General features: G+C 72.9%; 15 protein-coding genes and 1 pseudogene. 9 read left to right on the top strand and 7 right to left on the bottom strand.

Annotated elements, in window-relative coordinates:
* Window positions 1-176 precede the first annotated feature (176 nt).
* The 3 genes and pseudogenes from AC6JBM_RS09530 (at window position 177) to AC6JBM_RS09520 (ending at window position 6,014) form a co-directional block, all read left to right on the top strand.
* Window positions 177-1,304, top strand: coding sequence for a hypothetical protein (locus AC6JBM_RS09530; protein ID WP_497983228.1), 1,128 nt, complete (start codon window positions 177-179; stop codon window positions 1,302-1,304).
* A gap of 113 nt (window positions 1,305-1,417) precedes the next feature.
* Complete coding sequence (locus tag AC6JBM_RS09525; RefSeq protein ID WP_497983227.1) at window positions 1,418-4,546, top strand: GH92 family glycosyl hydrolase; 3,129 nt, start codon at window positions 1,418-1,420, stop codon at window positions 4,544-4,546.
* A gap of 276 nt (window positions 4,547-4,822) precedes the next feature.
* Window positions 4,823-6,014: pseudogene (locus AC6JBM_RS09520) on the top strand (IS110 family RNA-guided transposase).
* Window positions 6,015-6,051: 37 nt separating this feature from the next.
* Here the strand turns inward: AC6JBM_RS09520 and AC6JBM_RS09515 are convergent.
* The 3 genes from AC6JBM_RS09515 to AC6JBM_RS09505 all read right to left on the bottom strand — a co-directional run bounded on the left by AC6JBM_RS09515 (window position 6,052) and on the right by AC6JBM_RS09505 (window position 10,855).
* Window positions 6,052-6,885 (bottom strand): alpha/beta fold hydrolase, encoded by an 834-nt coding sequence (locus tag AC6JBM_RS09515; protein WP_497983226.1) that lies wholly within the window; start codon window positions 6,883-6,885, stop codon window positions 6,052-6,054.
* Between the two features lie 49 nt (window positions 6,886-6,934).
* Complete coding sequence (locus AC6JBM_RS09510; RefSeq protein WP_497983225.1) at window positions 6,935-9,739, bottom strand: GH92 family glycosyl hydrolase; 2,805 nt, start codon at window positions 9,737-9,739, stop codon at window positions 6,935-6,937.
* Between the two features lie 126 nt (window positions 9,740-9,865).
* Window positions 9,866-10,855, bottom strand: a complete 990-nt coding sequence (locus tag AC6JBM_RS09505) for a methyltransferase (protein ID WP_497983224.1) — start codon at window positions 10,853-10,855, stop codon at window positions 9,866-9,868.
* Between the two features lie 259 nt (window positions 10,856-11,114).
* On the opposite strand from AC6JBM_RS09505, the gene AC6JBM_RS09500 reads away from it, so the two are divergent.
* Complete coding sequence (locus AC6JBM_RS09500) at window positions 11,115-12,044, top strand: patatin-like phospholipase family protein (protein WP_497983223.1); 930 nt, start codon at window positions 11,115-11,117, stop codon at window positions 12,042-12,044.
* A 141-nt stretch (window positions 12,045-12,185) separates the two neighbouring features.
* Entirely contained in the window at window positions 12,186-12,569 is a 384-nt protein-coding gene (locus AC6JBM_RS09495) for a hypothetical protein (RefSeq protein ID WP_497983222.1), read from the top strand.
* Here AC6JBM_RS09495 and AC6JBM_RS09490 read toward each other — a convergent pair.
* Both AC6JBM_RS09490 and AC6JBM_RS09485 read right to left on the bottom strand, forming a co-directional pair.
* The gene (locus tag AC6JBM_RS09490; RefSeq protein WP_497983221.1) at window positions 12,561-14,075 is read right to left on the bottom strand and encodes a DUF4419 domain-containing protein; all 1,515 of its coding nucleotides are present in this window, start codon (window positions 14,073-14,075) and stop codon (window positions 12,561-12,563) included. The two genes, AC6JBM_RS09495 and AC6JBM_RS09490, sit on opposite strands and share 9 nt — an antisense overlap.
* Before the next feature lie 29 nt (window positions 14,076-14,104).
* Window positions 14,105-15,067 (bottom strand): DUF1152 domain-containing protein, encoded by a 963-nt coding sequence (locus AC6JBM_RS09485; RefSeq protein WP_497983220.1) that lies wholly within the window; start codon window positions 15,065-15,067, stop codon window positions 14,105-14,107.
* A 101-nt stretch (window positions 15,068-15,168) separates the two neighbouring features.
* Between AC6JBM_RS09485 and AC6JBM_RS09480 the strand changes: the two genes are divergently transcribed.
* Window positions 15,169-15,744: a dihydrofolate reductase family protein gene (locus AC6JBM_RS09480; RefSeq protein ID WP_497983219.1), complete on the top strand. Its 576-nt coding sequence runs from the start codon at window positions 15,169-15,171 to the stop codon at window positions 15,742-15,744.
* A gap of 3 nt (window positions 15,745-15,747) precedes the next feature.
* Here AC6JBM_RS09480 and AC6JBM_RS09475 read toward each other — a convergent pair whose 3' ends face one another.
* Window positions 15,748-16,515 carry an SDR family NAD(P)-dependent oxidoreductase gene (locus AC6JBM_RS09475; RefSeq protein ID WP_497983218.1) on the bottom strand — a complete coding sequence of 256 codons (768 nt, stop codon included), beginning with the start codon at window positions 16,513-16,515 and terminating at the stop codon, window positions 15,748-15,750.
* A gap of 83 nt (window positions 16,516-16,598) precedes the next feature.
* Between AC6JBM_RS09475 and AC6JBM_RS09470 the strand changes: the two genes are divergently transcribed.
* Window positions 16,599-17,225, top strand: a complete 627-nt coding sequence (locus AC6JBM_RS09470) for a winged helix-turn-helix transcriptional regulator (protein ID WP_497983217.1) — start codon at window positions 16,599-16,601, stop codon at window positions 17,223-17,225.
* A gap of 117 nt (window positions 17,226-17,342) precedes the next feature.
* Here the strand turns inward: AC6JBM_RS09470 and AC6JBM_RS09465 are convergent, their stop codons facing one another.
* Window positions 17,343-17,810, bottom strand: a complete 468-nt coding sequence (locus tag AC6JBM_RS09465; protein WP_497983216.1) for an EAL domain-containing protein — start codon at window positions 17,808-17,810, stop codon at window positions 17,343-17,345.
* 57 nt (window positions 17,811-17,867) lie between these two features.
* On the opposite strand from AC6JBM_RS09465, the gene AC6JBM_RS09460 reads away from it, so the two are divergent.
* Together AC6JBM_RS09460 and AC6JBM_RS09455 are read left to right on the top strand one after the other, a co-directional pair.
* Window positions 17,868-18,257: a hypothetical protein gene (locus AC6JBM_RS09460; RefSeq protein ID WP_497983215.1), complete on the top strand. Its 390-nt coding sequence runs from the start codon at window positions 17,868-17,870 to the stop codon at window positions 18,255-18,257.
* 69 nt (window positions 18,258-18,326) lie between these two features.
* The gene (locus AC6JBM_RS09455; RefSeq protein WP_497983214.1) at window positions 18,327-20,057 is read left to right on the top strand and encodes a sensor histidine kinase; all 1,731 of its coding nucleotides are present in this window, start codon (window positions 18,327-18,329) and stop codon (window positions 20,055-20,057) included.
* Window positions 20,058-20,614 lie beyond the last annotated feature (557 nt).

Raw genomic sequence — 20,614 nt, 5'->3', positions numbered from 1 at the left:
ATGGGGATCTCGATACAACCCCCGCCCGGGCCGGCCGCCTCCACCCTGTGACCGCCGGTCGAGGACGCCGCCGCCGCCCTCGGCCGCTCCGAGGGGACGGTCAAGAGCCAGACCTCCCACGGCCTCAAGTCGCTGCGGCGGCTCCTCGACGTCTCCGTGCTGACTGGTGGTGCCGCATGAACCCGCTGCAGGAACTCCGTGACGTCGACGCGCCCGGGACCACCGTGACCGTCGACGGCCTCGTGCGGGCCGGACGGGCCCGGGTGCGCCGCCGCCGGACCGCGATCGCCGGCACCGCCGCCGCGGCGGTGCTCGCGGTGACCGTCGGCGCGGCCGCGATCGCGGGCGGGCGGCCCCCGGCGCCCGTGCCGGTCCACCCCGGGGAGACCTCCACCGCGTCGCCGGCCGCCCCGCCGGAGTGCGAGGCGGCCTGGCTGCCCGGCGACGGCCCGGCGGCCGCGCCGGTGATCGATCCGACCGGGCGCTGGGCGGCGGCGCTGCGCACCGGCACCCAGAAGGTCGCGATCTGGCACGACGGCGCCCTCGTGGCGGTGCGCGAGGACGTGGCGGTGACGCGGGTCGTCGGGATCAGCGCGAAGGGCGACGTCGCGGTCAACGCCCACCCGCCGGGCGGCAAGGAGCGGGCGATGACGATCAACACGGAGTACTCCGTCATCCTGACCATGCCGCCGGGCGCCACCGCCGGGGCGTTCACCGAGGCCACCGCGATCAACGCCGACGGCGACGTGGTCGGCAAGGTCGGCGGCGTCGGCCCCGGCGTGACCGGGGCCGTGCTCTGGCGCAAGCGGGACCCGGGCCGTCCGGTGCTCCTGGCGGCTCCGGCCGGGCACCTGCCGGTCGCGCTGGCGATCGGCCCGGACGGGACCGTCGGCGGCTACGTGGACGACCGCGTGATCAACCGGAGCCCGTACCTGTGGCGGGCCGACGGCACCCCGGTCCCGCTGCGGCTCACCGGCGGTGACACCAACGGCAGCGTCGACGCCATCGCCGGGGACCGGGCCGTCGACTTCGGCAACCACCTCGGCTGGCGGCCCGGCGACGCCGCCGACCCGGCCCCGCAGCGCTTCGCCACCGGCCCCGGCCAGGGCCGCGCGCTGGCCGCCGACGGGACGGTCGCGGGCAGCACCCCGGACTCGGCCTACCTGGTGCGCTCCGGCGTCGCGCACCCGCTGCCGCTGCCCGGGGACAGCACGAGCCTCGAGCTCGGGGGGATCAGCGCGGACGGCCGGACGGCCACCGGGGCGATCGGTAGCCGTCCGTTGCGGTGGATTTGCGGTGGGTGATGGGGTTCTGACCAGCGCACGTATTGACAAATGTTGACCAAACGCGGATCAGGGACTATGAATGTCCATCGAGAGCGCTCTCCCGTCCTCACCGCCACCGAACGGGAGACACCATGCCCCGATCCCGCAAGGTCGACCGGCTGCTCGCCGGCGCGGGAGCCGCCCTGCTGGGCAGCACCCTCGCCGTCGTGCAGTTCGCGGCCCCCGCCCAGGCCGCCGACCTCAACCTGACCCAATACGTGAACCCGCTGATCGGCACGGACGACTCCAACTCGCCCAACCCGGTCGGTGGTGGCGCGGGCGGTAGCACCTTCCCGGGTGCCACCGTGCCGTTCGGCATGCTCCAGTTCAGCCCGGACACGCCGACCGCGTCGCCGTCCGGGTACCGGGACAAGGACCGCACGATCGAGGAGTTCAGCCTCACGCACTTCAACGGCGCGGGCTGCCCCAACAACGAGGACCTCGGCCTGCTGCCGGTCACCGGCGCGCTCGGCTCCTCCCCCGGCACGAACTGGACCAGCTACTCCTCGGCGTACACGAAGACCAACGAGGTCGCCCAGGCCGGCTACTACAAGAACCGGCTGGACAAGTACTCCACGAACGTCGAGGTCACCTCGACCACCCGCACCGGCGTCATGCGCCTGCAGTTCCCGTCGAACACGCAGTCCCGGCTGCTCATCAACACCAGCCGGAGCGCCACCGGCAACCGCAGCGGCAGCGTCAACATCTCCGGCAGCACCATGACCGGTAGCACCACGGCCGGCGGCTTCTGCGGCTCGTCGAAGACCTACCCGATCTACTTCTCGATGAAGTTCGACCGGGCCCCGTCGTCGTTCGGCACCTGGAACGGCTCGACGATCAGCAACGGCTCCGCGAGCACCTCCGGCGTCAACACCGGCGGCTTCGTCACGTGGGACACGACCTCCAACGCGAACGTCAACGTCCAGATCGGCGTCTCGTTCGTGAGCGTCGCCAACGCCACGGCGAACCTCAACGCCGAGACCGCGACCTTCGACACCGCGCGGACCAACGCCAACAACGCCTGGAACACCGCGCTCAACCGCATCCAGGCCACCGGCGGCAGCGCCACCGACCTGCAGAAGTTCTACACCGCGCTGTACCACGTGCTGGTCAACCCGAACATTTCCAGCGATGTGAACGGCCAGTACCGCGGCTTCGACAACGCGATCCACACCGCGACGCACAACGTGTACCAGAACTACTCGGGCTGGGACATCTACCGCTCGTGGGCCGCGCTCGTCGCATTCATCGCGCCCGACGTCACCAGCGACATCATGAAGTCGATGGTCCTCGACGGCCAGCAGGGCGGCCTGCTGCCCAAGTGGTCGCAGCAGACCAACGAGGACTTCGTCATGACCGGCGACCCCGGCCCGATCATCGTCGACAGCGCCTACCAGTTCGGTGCGCGCAACTTCGACACCGCGGCCGCGCTGCAGCTGATGAAGAACGCCATCGCCGGTCAGGGTGCGCAGGGCTCGCCGATCCGCGGGCGTGAGGCGGAGTACGAGTCCAAGAAGTACATCCCGGGCGCCCCGTCGGACTCGATGGAGTACTCGGCGTCGGACTTCGCCGTGGCCCAGTTCGCCAAGGCACTCGGGGACACCGCGACCTACAACTCGGCGATGACCCGCGCCCAGTACTGGCGCAACACGTTCAACACCGAGTCGAACTTCATCCACCCGCGCAACAGCGACGGCACCTGGCCGTGGCCGCTCAACCCGGCCCAGGAGAGCCCGTTCACCGAGGGCAACGCGGCGCAGTACACCTGGATGGTGCCCTACAACTTCGCCGGGCTCATCAACCTCATGGGTGGCCCGCAGACCGCCCGGCAGCGCCTCGACCACCACTTCACCGAGCTCAACGCCGGCCTGTCGCGCCCGTACTTCTACCTCGGCAACGAGCCGGAGCACGGCGTGCCGTGGGCGTACAACTTCGCGCAGTACCCGGCCGGCACCTCCTCGGCGGTGCGGCGCGTCATGAACGAGCAGTTCACCACCGGCGCCGGCGGCCTGCCCGGCAACGACGACCTCGGCGCCACCTCGGCGTGGTACATCTGGTCCGCGATGGGCATGTACCCGGCCACGCCGGGCGCCGACACGCTCGCCATCCATGGCCCGTCGTTCCCGTCGATCCTCATCCAGCGCTCGGCCGGCAACATCCAGATCAACGGCGGCAGCGCGTCCTCGCAGTACGTGCAGAGCCTGACCCTCAACGGTTCCGCGGTGGCCAACAACTACCTGCGCTACCCGGACCTGGCCGCGGGCGGCACGCTGAACTACACGATGGGCACCGGCCCGTCCTCCTGGGGCACCGGCGCGGGCAACGTCCCGCCGTCCTTCACCGACGGCGCGACCCAGCCGGCCACCCCGCCGAACCTGGGCACCAACCTGGCCCAGGGCAAGACCGCCACGGGCTCGGCCACCTGCGCCGCCGCCGAGTCGGCCGACAAGGCCGTCGACGGCAGCCTGATGAACAACAGCAAGTTCTGCACCTCCGCGGCGACCAAGTTCCTCCAGGTCGACCTCGGCTCCAACCAGTCCGTCGGCTCGGTCGTGCTCAAGCACGCCGGCCTCGGGGCCGAGAACACCGGCTGGAACACCGGCGCGTTCACCATCTCCACCAGCACGGACGGCACGAACTGGAGCCAGGCCGCCACGGTCTCCGGCAACCGGTCCAGCCGCACCCTGCACCAGTTCACGGCGCGGACCGCCCGCTACGTGAAGGTGGACATCTCCACGCCCGCCAACGACGGCAACGGCGCGGCACGCATCTACGAGTTCGAGGTCTACGGCGCCGCGACCGGCGGCAACCTCCTGCTCAACAAGGCCGCCACCGCCGACTCCTCCTGCGCCTCGACCGAGGGCCCGGACAAGGCGGTCAACGGCAGCGTCTCCGGCGGCAACTCCGACAAGTGGTGCTCGCTGGGCACGAACAAGTTCCTCCAGGTCGACATGGGCGCCGCCAACCACCTGAGCTCGATCGTCGTGCGCCACGCGGGCGCCGGCGGCGAGTCGGCGTCGTGGGACACCCGCGACTTCGACCTGCAGGTGTCCAGCGACGGCAGCACCTGGACGACGGTGGCCTCGCCCCGCGGCAACACCGCGGACGTGACCACGAGCGCGGTGAACGTGACCGGCCGGTACGTCCGGCTGAACATCATCACCCCGACCCAGACGACCGACACGGCGGCCCGCATCTACGAGATCGAGGCGTACGCGTAGCGGTTGTGCACACAGGGGGGCGGCCGCCGCGGCCGCCCCCCCCCGTTACCTTTTTCAGGTCCCCGATGGGGACGCTCGGTCGCCTGGTCCGGTATGACTTCCTGCCCCTGTCGTTTGGATGATCCGGGGGGTGTTGTCGCCGGGCTGGGTGGCGCCGACGGACCGCTGATAGGGACACGACCACCCGGGGTGTTGGGTAGGTCTCTTCGTAACGTGGCTGCCGGCAGTGGACGCCAGACGGGCGGCCGGGGCTGAGGCTCGTTGCGGGGAGGCGATGTGCACGGCGACTACCAGGTGTTCCTCGGGCTCGACGTCGGCAAGGACGGCCATCACGCCGTGGCGCTGACCCGGGACGGCAAGCGGCTGCACGACGCGGCGCTGGTCAATACCGAGGCGAAGCTGCGGCAGGTGTTCGACCGGCTCACCCGCCACGGCCGGGTCTTGGTGGTGGTTGATCAGCCGGCCTCGATCGGTGCGCTGCCGGTCGCGGTCGCCCGTTCCTGCGGCCACCAGGTCGCGTACTTGCCGGGCCTGGCGATGCGCCGCATCGCGGACCTGCACCCCGGCGCGGCGAAGACCGACGCCCGGGACGCCTACGTCATCGCCGACGCCGCTCGCACGATGCCGCACACGCTGCGCCGCGTCGACATCGGCGAGGAGGCCCTGGCCGAGCTGGAGGTCCTGGTCGGCTTCGATGACGACCTTGCCGGCGAGGCCACCCGGATCAGCAACCGCATCCGTGGGCTGCTGACCCAGATCCACCTCGCACTCGAGCGGGGTCCTCGGGCCGAAAGTCCAGCACAAAGCTGTTCTGGAACTCCTGTCGCGGTGCGGCGGCCCGGCCGGTCTGCGCAAGGCTGGCCGATCGAAACTCGCCGAGATCGTCCGTCCGCACGCGCCTCGCATGGGTGAACGACTGGTCGAACAGATCGTCGCCGCCCTGGGCGAGCAGACGGTGACCGTCCCGGGCACCGCCGCGGCAGAGAAGATCCTGCCGAAACTCGCCGAGAGCCTGCGCGAGGTGCTGCGCCAGCGTGACGAACTGGCCCGTGACGTCGAGAGGATGCTTGATGCACACCCTCTTGCCGAGGTCCTGACCTCGATGCCCGGCATCGGGGTCAGGACCGCAGCCCGCATCCTGCTCGAAGTCGGCGACGGCACCGCATTCCCAACACCCGGCCACCTGGCCGCCTACGCCGGTCTGGCCCCGGTCACCCGCCGCTCCGGCAGCAGCATCCGCGGTGAACACCCACCTAAAGGCGGCAACAAGCAGCTGAAACGCGCGTTCTTCCTCGCCGCGTTCGCCAGCCTGTCCCACCCGCCCTCACGCGCCTACTACGACCGCAAACGAGCCGCCGGCAAACGTCACAACGCCGCCCTCATCTGCCTCGCCCGCCGACGAGTCGACGTCCTGTTCGCCATGCTCCGAGACAAGGTGCCCTACCAACCCCGCCCAGCTGCCGCTTGACGAAACCCATAGGGACACCCCCCCTTTCGCTGCGATGTCACAGGTTGCCGGCCAGCCACTCCAGCGCGGCGTCGCCCTGGCGCATCGCCGTGACGTGGCCGGTCTCGGGGATGAGGCGCAGCTCGGCGCCCTTGACGTGCTCGGCGAGCCAGGCGCTGTGCGCGGCGGGGACCATGCGGTCGGCGGCGCCGTGGATGAGCAGCACCGGGCGGTCGACCGCCTCCGGCTCGAACCCCCACGGTCCCACATTGGCGAGATCGTCGTCGATGAGCCCGCCCGGCCCCGCCAGCAGCGCGGCCGGCACGATGTCGTCGAACCAGGCCCAGTCGGTCCGCAGCGCCTCCCAGTCGACGGGCAGGAACCCGATGTCCTCCTCGCCGGTGGCCGCCGCGAGGTGCGCCGCCTTGGCCTCGCGCCCGCCGAGCGCCGCGCGCAGCGACCCGGCGGCCCCGTCGGCCATCCCGTCGAACCAGCGGTCGGCGAACCGCTCGTACGGCGCCAGTCCGGAGATCCCGGCCGCCGCGATCACCCGGTCCGGCAGCAGCGCGGCGCAGGCGAGCGCGTGCGCGGCCCCGCTGGAGTGCCCCATGACCACGAACCGCTCGACCCCGGCCGCCTCGGCGACGGCGGCGACGTCGGCGGCCACGGACCCGATCCCGCGCCCGGGGCTCGGCGTCGAGGCGCCGTACCCGGGCCGGTTGTGCGACAGCCACCGCAGCCCGAGCCGCTCGGCGGTCTCGAAGAGCGGCGCGGGCGGCTCGCCGATGTTGGGGGTGCCGTGGTGCCAGTAGACGACCGGGCCGTCGCCACCGGAGTCGTACGCGTGCAGCAGGCGACCGTCGGCGAGCTCGACCCCGAATTCCGTGACCACGGCCCCGAGCGTAGCGGCCCGGCCCTGGTGCGGGCCGGGCCGGGCCGGTTCAGGAGGGGATGGCGACCCGCTGGGCGTTCGTGGCGTTGCAGTCCCACAGTTGCAGCTGGGTGCCGTTGGTCGTGCTGCTGGACGGGTCGTCCAGGCATCGCCCCGACTGCGGGTTGCGCAGCGCCTGGGTCGCGGACACAAAGGTCCACTGCTGCGCGCCGGTGCCGTTGCAGTCGTACAGCTGCAGCTTGGACCCGTTGGTGGTGCCGGAGTTCGCCACGTCGAGGCACTTGCCGAGCGCGCGCACGGTCCCGTCGCCGGGGATCGTCCACTGCTGGGCCCCGGTGCCGTTGCAGCCCCAGATCTGGATCTTCGTGCCGTTGGCGGTGCCCGAGTTGCTCACGTCCAGGCACTTGTCGAGCTGGACCAGGGTCACCGGGCCGGTGCCGGTCCGGTCCGGCGGCCGGTTGGCGGTCGCCGTGCCCCACGCGGACGGCGCGGAGCCCATGGTCAGCGAGAGGGTGCCGCCGGTGCGGACGAACGACTCCGGCAGCCAGGAGCGGCTCAGGTCCGCGCCGTCGAGGCGGGCCGACTGGACGTACTGGTTGGCGTCCGTGGTGGCCGGGGCGTCGACGGTGAGGACGACCCCGTTGTCGCGGGTCACCTTCACGCTCGGGAACAGCGGGCTGCCGACGAGCAGCTCGGCGCGCCCGACGACCTGGGGGAAGACGCCGATGGCGGCGAAGACGTACCAGGCCGACATGGTGCCGAGGTCGTCGTTGCCGGGCAGGCCGCTGGGGCCGGTGCCGTAGACGGTGCCGACGATCTCGCGGGTCGTCGCCTGGGTCTTCGCCGGCTGCCCGAACGCGTTGTACAGCCACGGGGCGTGCAGGCCGGGCTCGTTGCCCGGGTCGTAGCGCAGCGCGTTGCCGCCCTTGACCGCCCAGTTGCCGGCGTCGTCGTGGAAGAACGCGTCGAGGCGTTGCACGGCGGGCGCGGTGCCGCCCATGGCCTGGGCCAGCCCGGTGGCGTTCTGCGGGACCATCCACGTGTAGGTCGCGGAGCTGCCCTGGGCGAACCCGACGTCGGTCGAGGGCGAGAACCCGCCGACCCAGCCGCCGTCGGCGTTGCGGGCCTGCTGGTAGCCGCCGGACGCGGTCGCCTGGGGGTTGAAGGTGTTGCGCCAGTAGTTCGCGCGGGCGGACATCGCGGCCTGCTCGGCGGTGCGGCCCTGGCGCTGGGCCCACATGGCGAGGGAGAAGTCGGCGAGCGAGTTCTCCAGGGTCTCGGCGGCGCCGCCCCAGCAGTGGCAGGCGTTCTGCGGGGCGTAGTGCGAGGCGAGGTACTGGTTGAGGGCCGGGCGCTGGCCGGTGCACTGGCCGGGGCAGCCGCCGTCGTCGAGCGCGTCGGCGTTCTGGACGGTCGCCTGGCGGTACAGGGAGGCGTAGGCGCCGGCGGTGTCGAAGTGGTCGGCGCCCATCGCGACGAACGTGGCCAGCGTCGGGGCGGCCGGGTCGCCGGTCATCACGTGGGTCGCCCCGTTGTTGTGCAGCCAGCGGTCCCAGATGCCGTTGTGCTGCTGCGCGAACTGGTACATCGACTGCGCGTAGTCCCCGGCGACGGCCGGTTTGAGCAGCGCGAGGAGCTGGATCTGGGCGCGGTACTGGTCCCAGCCGGAGAAGGTGCCGTACTGCGCGCCCTGCCCCGCGGTGACGCTGTGCACGGCCATGTCGCTGCCGAGGTACCGGCCGTCCACATCGGACACCAGGTTCGGCTGCAGGAGGCTGTGGTACAGCGCGGTGTAGAACGTGGTCCGCTGGGCGGTGCTGCCGCCGGTCACCTGCACGGCCGAGAGCTGGCGCTTCCAGTCGTCGTAGGCCTGCGCGGCGACCGCCGGGACGTCCACGCCCGCGGCGAGCTCGGTGTCGCGGTTGCGCTCGGCGCCGGCCAGGCTGACGTAGGAGATGCCGACCCGCATCCGCACGTCGCTGCCCGGCGCGAAGCCGACCCAGCCGCCGGAGCCACGGCCCGCGCGGTCGGCGCCGGTCGCGTACCCCTCGCCGCCGGTGGCCCGGGTGCCGCCCGGGGTCAGGGTGCCGTTGACCCAGGTGCCGGTCGAGGCGATCGGGGTGTCGAAGCGGGCGGAGAAGTACAGCCGGTAGTAGGTCTTGCGGTTGTTGGTGCCGCCGTTGGCCCGCCGCCCGCAGAACGCGCCGGTCAGCACCGAGCCGGTGACCGTGCGGTTCGCGGCGTCGATGGAGATCTCGGCGTCCTCGCTGCCGTTGAGCGAGTTCGACGTGCGGAAGAGCAGGTTCGCCGGGCGGCCGGCCGGGAACGTGAACTGCCCGACCCCGGCGCGGGCGGTGACGGCGAGGTCGGAGCGGACGCCGTCGGCGAGCTTCACCGTGTAGCGGCCCGGCCTGGCGCTCTCGTCGGCGTGGCTGAAGTTGGTGGCGAACTTCGCGTCGGTACTGTCGGCGCTCGGCGAGGAGTCCACAGTGGACGCGAACGGCAGGATCGGCACGTCGCCCGCGGCGCCGGGGTTGCAGCCCGCGCCGTTGAGGTGGGTCAGGCTGAGCCCGCGGATCCGCGTGACGTCGTACTGGTAGCCGTTCGCCGCCCCGGTGCTGGTCTGGTCGCCGCGGGTGCTGGTCGGGCTCCAGGACAGCATCCCGTACGGCCGCACCGCCCCCGGCCACGTGTTGCCGTCGTGCGCCGAGCCGATGAACGGGTCCACGAACGCGGCCGGGTCGGTGACGACGTCGGCGGCGGCCGGTGCGGCGGGCGCGGCGGCCAGGCCGGCGCCGGTGAGGACGACCGCGGCGAGCGCTCCCCACAGCCTCTTGCGTTGCGATTGAGCCATGACGATCCGTCGACCTCCGATACATCGATCAGCGTGACGACGGCACCATATCTGTCAAGTATTGACGAAAGCTGACCGGTCCCTGTCCACCGGGTGGCCCGGACGACACCGCGCCTCCCTCGGCCGTCAGGCGGGTGCGGCGCGGCGGAGGGCGAGCAGGGACCGCGTGCCGGCCGGGGTCACGTCGGCGACCGCCAGGCCCGCCGCGGCCGCGAGGTCGCCCAGGTGGCCCAGGGTGCGCTCGCGGCCGTTGAAGTAGCACAGCATCCGCAGGTCGCCCTCGGTGTCGAAGACGTCGCCGATGTGGTCGCAGATCAGGACCGTCCCCGTGTCGCCGGCCGCGTCGGCGCAGCGGCGCAGGATGCGCGTGGCGTCCTCGTCCGGCCAGTCGTGCAGGACGCCGGACAGGACGTAGCCGCCGGCCCCGGGCGGGAGCTCGTCGAAGAAGCTGCCCGGCGCGACGCCGGCCCGGTCGGCCAGGCCCGCCGCGGCGATCGCGTGCTCGGCGCGGGCCACGGCGCCGGGCAGGTCGACCACGGTGCCGCGCAGGCCCGGATGGGCCCGCAGGATCGCGATCAGCAGACTGCCGTCGCCGCCGCCCACGTCGACCACGTGGCCGAGCAGGGCCCACGGGTAGGCGGCGGCGACCTCGGGCGCGTCCGTCGCCAGCCGCGAGCTCATCAGGCCGTCGAACTGGGCCTGCCGCGCCGGGTCGGCGGCCAGGTCCTCCCAGAACGGGCGGCCGAAGCGGCGCTCGAACACCGCCTCGCCGGTGCGCACGGTGTGCAGCATGTCGGCAAAGCACAGGTCGGCGCGGCCGACCGAGCCCTCCAGGTCCAGCCAGGCGCGCTGGCCCCCCGGGTGGTCGTCGCGCAGCTGGTCGCCGAGGTCCGTGAGGGCGTAGCCGGACTCGGTGCGCGCCACGACGCCGGCGGTGACCAGGTGGCCGAGCAGCCGGCCGAGCGCGTCGGGGTCGGCGCCGGCCGCCTCGGCCAGCGCGTCGGAGGTGGTCGTGCCGGCGGCGATGTGGTCGGCCAGGCGCAGCGTCGCCGCGACCCGGATCGCCATCGGGGTGGCCAGGTCGGCCGCCGCCCAGATGCTGCGCTCCTCGCTCATGCCCCGAGCCTGTCGGGCCGGGCACCGCGATGTCAACGACCCTGGTACTCCTGCGCGGCGGCGCCCACTGAGCGGCACTCGCACCTGCTAGCATGTGACCCGAGTTGGTTCCGGAGCGCCGTCGCGGCGCACGATCTGAGGAGGTGAGTCCGATTTTCGTTCACAGTCGGGTGCTCACCACCACGCGGCGGAGCCGGTAGCTCCATCGTCGTCGGTCCTCGGGCACCCGCATCTCGGATGCCTTGAAAGGGACCATGACATGTCGCAATCTCACGAATCCCACAACCTCGCCCTGGTGCTCGGCGCCGGTGGGGGCGCCGGCCAGGCCTGGGTGATCGGCGTCGTCGCCGGCCTCGCCGAAGCCGGCGTCGATCTGACCGAGTCCGCCGATCTGGTGATCGGCACCTCCTCCGGCGCCACCGCGGCGGCGTGGGTGCGCAGCGGTATCCCGGCGGCCGACCTGTTCGCCTCGATACTCGCCGAGCCGACCGGCCAGCGCCCCGCCGGACCGCACCGGGAACGGCCCGCATCGCAGCCGCCGACCGCGGTGTTCGAGCGGATGCGGGCCATCAGCGCCGCCGCCACCTCGGCCGCCGACCTGCAACGGGCGATGGGCGCGTTCGGGCTGGAGGGCGACGGCATCCTCGACCCGGCGCTGGGCGTGCAGCGCCGCGCGCAGGTCGCCGCCCGGCTGCCCCGCCCCGAGTGGCCGGACCGGCCGATGGTCCTGGTGGCCCTCGACGCGCACACCGGCGAGCTGGTCACCCTCGACCGTGACTCCGGCGTCGACCTCGCCGACGCGGTCACCGCGGCCACCGCGCTGCCCGGTGTGGTCCCCACGCCGAACATCAACGGAAGGCGCTACATCAACGGTGGCGTGCGCTCCGCCGACAACGCCGACCTTGCCGCGGGCTATGCGAACGTCGTGGTGGTCGCGCCGTTCAGCGTGCGCGACGCGCCCCTGGCGGACGGCCAGTTCGAGGGCCTGCGCCGGTTCCCGGGCACGGAGCTGAACGACCAGGTCGAGCAGCTCCGCGGGCAGGGCAGCCACGTCGAGGTGATCGCACCGGACGCCGACTCCCGGGCCGCGATGGGCGTCAACCAGATGGACCCGGCGACCCGGATCCCCTCCGCCCGCGCGGGGTTCGCCCAGGGCCGGCGCGAAGGGGCCCGCCTGACGTTGCGCTAGTCCCGAGACGCGATCCGGGGCCGCGGGTGCACTCCCGCGGCCCCGAACGCCGTGCCTCGTTCGCTCGGGACTCGCCGCTCAGGACATGCCGTCGACGACCGACCTGGAGACGCCGGTCTGCGCGGTGTCCGCCCGCTGCCCGTGGACATCGGTGTTCTGCGCCGCGGCCTGCGCGCCCCTGGCGACCTGCCCGCCGCCGACGTGATGCGGCGGCTGACGGCCACAGCGGTGCCGCTCGGCGCGGCGCACGACGACCGCGTGGGAGCCCCGGGATCGTCGACCCGTTCGCGGCGCTGTCGGCCCAGGTCGCATCCCCGGCTCCCAGCGCTTCGGCGGTGGCCGCGCCCGTGGGGCGGGATCGGGGAGCGCTGGGGCGTGCTGCTCGGGGTCTTCGGCATCCTGGTGCTCGCCGCCCTGCTGGCCTACCTGGGCCGGCTGGCCCTGCGGGCGGCCCGGCAGCGGCGCGCCGACCCGGAGGCGTCCGTGGAGCCCACCGACGAGCCGCCGGACATTCGCCTAGCCTGACCGCTCCGGCAGCAGGCCGGCGAGGCGGCCGGTCACCAGGTGGGCGATGTCGCCGCCGGAGTCCATGGCCGCGTCCAGCACCATCGCCAGCGAGGTGCCCAGCACCGGCACGTCCGCCGGGTCGTCGGCCAGGTAGAGGGCGGTGTACGCCCCGATCTGCTCGGAGTGCAGCCGGCACACGATCCAGTGCACGCGCTGCGCGTCTATATCGGCCGCCGAGGCCAGCCATCGGCCGTCGGGCAGCTCGATCAGCGTCATCATCTCGTCGACGCCCCGGAGCCCCTGGATGTGGGTCCGGGCGGCGGCCGGGATCAGGCGCCAGGCGCCGTCGAACAGCGTGGCCGAGCCGACCCGGCCGTACAGCGCCAGCACCTCCGCCGGCACGAACTCGGCCCCGCTGTCCGATTCGGCCACCGGCGGCGTGGTGGGGTGCTCGCGCACGAGGCGGTCGAACACCGCGTCGAACTCGAAGGGGGCCTCGGCCACGTACCAGCCGGCGATCGGGCGCAGTGCGCCGTCGTCGTCCTGGGCGACGCCGACGAGCCCGCCGTGCAGCGCGATCGCGTAGTTGTCGCCGGAGGACTGATCGTTGACGTTGACGATCACGCGGGACAGCGTCGCCGGGACCGAGTCGCTGGAGATGCCCGGGCCCCAGTAGACGCCGTCGGGGGTCGGGGTCACGTCGCGGGGCTCGCCGATGGGCAGCTTCAGCAGCGGGTTCGGCACGTCAGTCCGGGCGCCGGTGAGGTACGGATAAAGGCGGGTGATCCAACCAGTGATCTTGTCGCCGCCGTACGCGTCCGCCGGGTTGTAGATGCGCCGCCAGAACTCGGTGTCGGGCGCGCCGGCCGCCGCGCGGACGAACTCGTCGGCGATCGGGGCCAGGGACCGGCACCACTGCTCCAGGCCGAATCTCTCGATCCCGTCGACGCGCGCCCGGATGCGTTGCCAGTCCTCGACGGTACCGTCCAGCGTCACCGACGGGATGCCGCAGACGGCCACGAGCCACAGCGCGAAGTACGGCGAGTAGGCGTCCAGCAGCACAATCCGCCCGACCGTGCGCTCCACGTCCGTGCTCGTCGAGAAGTCACACGCGAACAGCTCGTCGTCGTCGACCTCCGCGGCCAGCAGCTTCGCGAACGACTCGGTCAGGTGCGCCCACCCGGCGGCGTCCCGCGGCAATTCCCCGTCGACGGCCACCGCGAGCCGCCGGCGACCCTCGTGCCGGACGAGCCGCTGCCGCAGCTCGTCGGCGTGCAGGCGGACGTGCTGGGCGACGCCCTGGGCGATCGTCAGCCACACCGCGTCCAGCGTCAGGACCAGCGGCCGATGCTCGGCGAACGCCCGCGCGACCGCGCCGAGCAGCGGGTGCACCCCGTCCGGCTCCAGCACCGCCCGCAGCGGGTCCCCGCCGAACGCGAACGCGTCCGGGAACAGCCCGCCGGCCGGTCGCGTCGGCAGCGGCTCGGCGGCGGGCGTGACGTCATCGACGGCGAAGGTCACCATGCCCGGGGACCCTACCCGGCGACGGGCGATCAGTGGGGGTACATGCGCGGGATGCGGGCGCTGAGCAGCTCGTCGCGGAAGGCCTGGATGCGGGTGATCACCTGGCGGCGGCCGATGGTGTTCTCGATGCGGTCCAGGTAGAGGCAGCGGGCCGCCAGCTTGTCCAGGTCCACGGTGAAGTAGATGGCCATGAGCGGGTTCACGAACAGGTCCCCGCGCTCGGTACGGCTGGTGAAGCGCACATCCCCGAAGGCGCCCGCCGTCGCGGCGGCGATCTGGCCCTGCACGATGCTCGGCCGGTCCGGCGTCGCGGCCTGGGCGTCGGCGACGGCGTCGCGGTAGAGCACCGCCTCGCGGCTCGCGCCCGGGATCGACAGGGCGCCAAGGTACGCGCCCTCGCGGTCGAGGGCGGCCAGGTTCTCCAGCACCTGCACGTGGTTGACGCCGTCGTGGGCGTCGATGCCGAAGCCGAGGCACGTGACCAGCTTGATCGGCACGTCCAGCGCGGTCACCGCGGCCACGCTCGTGAGGTCCTCGACCGGGGTGCCGAGGTCGCTCTCGTCGCCGCGCAGGAGGATGTCGGTACCGCCGTCGACCAGGACCACGGCGTCGATGTCCAGGTGCTCGACGAGGTGCCGGTACGCCGCGCGCAGGGGCTGGACGCCGAGCGGAGGGAAGGTGTAGACGGTCGGCGGCAGGTCGTGGGCCTCCAGCCAGCGGGCGAGCGTACGCTCGGGGAAGTACCAGTCCGGGCTGCCCGTGCCGGGGCGCACCGCCGCGACGTGCTCGGCCAGCCAGGCGTCCCGGTCGATCAGCTCGAGCTCCGAGAACGACACGCTCGCCAGGTGGACCTCCGCGCCGGTCTCGCGCAGGGCGAGCGCGAGTGGGAGCCCGGCGTAGACGTCGAATCCCCCGCCCGCGCCGGCGACGAGGATGCGGCGCGCCGGGGCCAGCGCGGCGAAGATCGGCGGGACGGACAAGGAAAATGTCACCGCCGCAAAATAGTCGGGCCGTGCTTGTCGTTCGGGGTGGGTCCGGTTCGTAGCGATGGTGGGAGCCTCCGCGCCGAGCGGGCCGACACAAGGAGAATCCGATGACCGCGACCTACACCTTCGACGTCTTCACCAGCCTCGACGGCTTCGGCACGACCAGCGGCGACTGGGGCGGCTACTGGGGCAAGCAGGGCCCCGAGCTGCTCCAGCACCGCCTCGGCCTGTACCGCGAGGAGCAGCACATGGTCTTCGGCGCGCGGACCTACCGGGCGTTCGCGCAGATGCTGGCCGAGAGCACCGAGGACGCCGACGTCCGCGACCCGTGGGTCACCCGGATGCGCAACCTGCCCGCGACGGTGGTCTCCTCGACCCTGCAGGGCCCGCTGGACTGGCCGGACGCGACGGTCGCACGCGGCGACGGCGTCGACGTCGTGCGGTGGCTCAAGGAGGAGTCGGAGGTGCCGCTGCGCTCGCACGGCAGCCTGTCGCTGAACCGGGCGCTGATGGCCGCCGGGCTGGTCGACTTCGTCCAGGTGACCGTGTTCCCGGTGATCACCGGCCGGACCGGCACCGAGCCGATCTTCGCGGGCGCGGCCGACTTCGACCTCGAACTCGTCGAGAGCCGGACCCTCGACGGCCGCACCCAGGAGCTCACCTACCGGCCCACCCTGCACTGAGCCTCAGTCGACGAGGGCGCCGGCCGAGAGGTTGACGACGGTGCCGGTGATGACGGCGGCGCGGTCCGAGGCCAGGAACGCCGCCGTCTCGGCCACCTCGGCGAGCGTCGGCAGGCGCTTCAGCAGCGTCCCCGGGGCCAGGCCGCGCTCCAGGAACTCGGGCGTGAAGAGGTCCCCGGTGTAGGAGCCCGCCGCGGCCGCGTCGACGATCGCGTGCGGGCGGATGCCGACGACCCGGACGTTTCGCGGGGCCAGCTCGGCGGCCAGCACCCGGGCGAAGGCCTCCCGGCCGGCCGCGCTCGCCGCGTGCCCGAGGATGCCGGGCACGGCGAGCCGGGCCCCGGGCTCGGAAAGCATCAGCATCACGCCGGGGCGGTCGCCGCCCATGTGCCGGGTCACCGCCTTGCTGGTGATGAACAACGCGCGCAGGAACCCGTCGATCGGCCGCAGGAACTCCTCCAGCGACAGCTCGGCCAGCGGCGTGCCCTGGTCGTGCGGGACGCTCACGGCGTTGAGGGCGATGTCGATCCCGCCCGTCGCGGCCGCGACCGCGTCGGCGTGCCGCTCGACCGCGGCCCGGTCGAACACGTCGACCTCGGCGACCTCGACCGCGCCGCCCGCGGCCTCGATGTCGCGCGCCACGGCGTCGAGCCGCGACCGGGTGCGGCCGGCCAGGAAGACCCGCGCGCCCTCCCGGGCGAAGACCCGCGCCACGGCGCCTCCGATCGCGCCCCCGCCCCCATGGATCACCGCGGTCTTGTGCTCCAGCATGCCCACTCCTTCGGTCGCCAGTTGCTAAAGCCAATCATTTTAAGTTGTAAAAAACAACCTGTGATCGTGGTACTTTCTGAGCCATGCCGACGAGCCGCAGTTACCGGGACTCGTGCGGGATCGCCCGGGCCCTCGACGTCGTCGGGGAGCGCTGGGCGCTGCTCGTCGTGCGCGAGCTGCTCTTCACGCCGCAGCGGTTCTCGCAGCTGCGGCACGCGCTGCCCGGCGTCAGCTCGAACCTGCTCGCCGACCGGCTGCGGGAGCTCGAGCACAACGGCGTGATCCGGCAGGACACGAAGACCTACGAGCTGACCGAGCGCGGACGGCGGCTGGAGCCGATCCTGCTGGCACTGGGCGACTGGGGCATCGAGGCCTCGCAGCCGGAGGAGCCCGCCGCGCTGAGCGCCACCTCGGTGCTGATCTTCCTGCGGGGCCACGCCCGGCTCGATCCCGCCGCGGCGCCGGAGCAGGGCCGGCTGGAGCTCGACGGGCGGGTGTGGACACTGCTGCTGGCCGACGGGCGGGTCGCGGTGCGGGCCGGCGAGCCGGCGTCGGCGGCCTTCTCGCTGCGGACGGATCCGAAGACGCTCAGCGGCCTGCTGGTCGATCCGGCCGGCCTCGCGAGCGCCCGCGCCGACGGCCGCGCCGCCGTCGTGGGCGACACCGCGGCCCTCGACCGCCTGCTGCGCTCGGTCACGGACCCGTCATGACTCGGGTCCGCCGGGGGCACGACCGTTGCTCCCGCCAGACACCGCTCGGCGCTGCGCGCCGACGCTGCCAGGCCCGCCGCTGGTCACCCGGGCCAGATATCGGTCCCCCCGACGCGCTCAGGCGTTGACGGCGTGCGCCTGGACCCATTCGGCGGGTTCGGGCATGGGCTTGGCGTAGAGGTACCCCTGCCCGAACCGGCATCCCATGTCGCGCAGCAGCTCGTCGTCGGCCGGCGTCTCGACACCCTCCGCGACGACGCTCATCTGCAGGATGGCCGCGAGCCGCACGATGCCCCGCACGAGCGCCAGCTGCTTGTCCGACACACTTGTCGAGCTCCAGGCGTCGGCCATCGACGGGAAGCCGGGCGAGGCCAGGCTCAGGATCGAGCCGGCGAGGAACGTGACGTACGTGAGCCCGAGCAGCCGCCAGGGCCAGCGGCGCCGCGGCCGGTTCCGGCGCACGCCCAGCAGCACCGCGGTCACGGTCGTCGCGGTGACCGCGATCCAGACGAGGCCGACGGCGCTGTCGGGGAGCACGAGGTACAGGGCGATCAGCACCAGCGACCACGCGCCGTACCCAACCATCCGCGCCCCTCCGCCCCGGCTATTCGGTCACGGCCCGCGGTTGTTTAGGGTGATCCGATGGATTCGTCTTCCGTCGAGCCGTTGTCCATCGGGGTGCAGATCGGGCTGCGGGTGCCGGTCATTCTCGTGGGGCTCGCCGGCGTGCTCGTCGCGCTGCTCATGATCCGGCGGCTGGGGGTGCTCAGCGGGCTGCTGGGGGCGGCCGGGAGCCTGGTGATCGCGGCCGACCAGGCGGCGAACATCGTGTGGATTCTGCACCTGCGCTCGCTGACGTCGGGCGGGGATCTCGACATCGACACCTTCAACACGGCGAACAACGCGTACACGATCGCGGACGTCGTGCTCATCACGATCGGGGTGGCGCTGGTGGTGGCGTCCTTCGCCGTGCGCCGGACGGCTCCTGCTCCCGCTCCCTATTTCGGCCCTCCCGCGCCACCTGCCTCATAAAATGCCGCGAATCGGAAACTGTCATACCCCCCTCGTAGACTCCCGGCAGCACCTTGGGAAGGGGGCGGGATGACGACCGACGGCGACACCTGGCAGCGCCCCATCCCGGATGCCCGCCGCCTGCGCATCGACATCGCCGTCGGTGTGGTCGTGGCCGCGATGGCCCTGCTGAACCTGACCCTCACCCGCAGCACCGGTTCTTACTTCGGCCACCCGCCGGCCCTGCCCGAGCAGATCGTGTGGGCCCTGCTGTGCACCCTGCCGCTGTGCTGGCGCCGCCGCTGGCCCGACGCCGTGGCGCTGGTCATCTCCATCGCCTTCATCTGCGGCCAGACCCGCTACGCCCCCGAGCAGCAGCTCACCACCGGCGCCCTGTTCGCGGCCATCTACACCCTGGGCGCCTGGGGCCGGGACCACCGCCGCTCGATGTGGCTGCGCTCCGGCATCATCGCCGGAATGTTCATCTGGCTGGGCATCTCCTACCTGATCGCCCTGCCCCACCTGTCCGCGGCCGAGTTCGTCAAGGCCGACGGCCCGGTGTCACCGATCCTGGCCGCCCTCATCAACGGCGTGCTCGTCAACGTCCTCTACTTCGGCTTCGCCTACTACTTCGGCGAGATCGCCTGGACCGCCGAGCGCCGCCGCCAGCTCGTCGAGGCCCAGGCCGCCGAGCTCGTGGCGGCCCACGAAGAGGAGGCCGCCCGCACGGTCCTGCACGAGCGCCTGCGCATCGCCCGCGAGCTCCACGACGTCGTGGCCCACCACGTGTCGGTGATGGGCGTGCAGGCCTCGGCCGCCCGCCGCGTCTTCGACCGCAACCCGCCGAAGGCGAAGGAGGCCCTGGCCGCGGTCGAGCAGAGCGCCCGCACGGCGGTGGACGAGCTGCACCGCATGCTGGGCCTCCTACGCCACACCGACCCAGCACCCACTCCAACCACCACCCCCGGCGCGCCCGCATCCACGCCCAGCTCGCCCGTCTCCGCAGCCGGCCCGTCTGGATCCGCAGCCGTCTCTCTCTCGTCCACAGCCGGCTCGCCCCCGTCCACGCCCCGCTCGCCCTCGTCCACAGCCGGCTCGCCCTCGTCCACGCCCCGCTCGCCCTCGTCCACGCCCCGCTCGCCCTCGTCCACGCCCCGCTCGCCCTCGTCCGCACACGGCTCGCCCTCGACCACGGGCGGTTCCAACGCGGACATTTCGGGCGCAGGCATTTCGGTCGCGGACATTTCGGGCGCAGGCACGGCGGGTTCCGGGACCGCGGGCCGGACGGCCGCCGGTTCGGGCACCGCTCCCTCATCCACCGCACCGGTCTCACGTCCCACTCAAGCCTCGGGCCAGGACATCTCCCCACCGGGCGGCGCCCCGGACTCCTCCCCCGCGACCGCCCCGGCCGCCGTCGGCCTCCACCGCCTCCCGGAGCTGCTCGACTCGGTCCGCCACGCCGGCCTGGAGACCTCGCTGGGCGTCTTCGGCAACGAGATCGACCTGCCGGAGTCGCTGTCCCTGGCCGGCTACCGAATCGTCCAGGAGGCGGCGACAAACACCCTGAAGCACGCGGACGCCACGAAACTGGACGTGCGAATCCGCTTCCACGCCGACGAACTCGAACTCGACATCGCCGACGACGGCCGCGGCCCAACCCGCCGGACGACCGGCGGCCTGGGCCTGATCGGCATGCGGGAGCGCGTCGCCGCCCACGAGGGCACCCTGGAAACCGGCCCCCGCACGAGCGCCCCCGGCTTCCGCGTACGTGCCCGCTTCCCCCTCCACCGCCCCGCCCCGGCCGCCACCGCGCCCGCCTGACCGCTAGCGCACCCAGCCGACCCGCCACCGCGCCCGCCTGACCGCTCACGCACCCATCCGACCCCGCCACCGCAGCACTCGAGCGCAATCGGCCCCGCCGCCAGACCACGCTGCCGGGGTTGACCCCGCCGCCGGACCACGCTGTCGGGGTTGGCCGCGCCGCCACGGCACTCGGGCACCGGTCGACCCCGCCCCGAGACCCACTCCGACGGGGCCGCCCCGCTTGCCAGACGACCCGGGCACCGCCGTAATCGGGCCGCCTCGGCGGTCAGTGCGTCGCCGGCATCCGTGCGATCCGCTCCGGCCGCGGCACCGACCCCGCATTCGCATCCTCATCCCGGCGCGGCGCCTGAACCGCGGCGCAGACACCGCCCTGAGACGAGGCCGGGCACCGCGAACGGCGTCGCCATCCGCCAGCTCCCACTCGCGGCGCGGCGCCTGAACCACGGCGCAGACACCGACGTAAGACGAGGCCGGGCACCCCGAACGGCGTCGCCATCCGCCCAGCTCCCGCTCCCGCTTCGCGGCGCGGCGGGTGAACCGCGACGCGGACACCG

The organism is Dactylosporangium thailandense (genome assembly GCF_059739745.1).
This window is presented reverse-complemented; position numbering and strand designations above follow the sequence as displayed.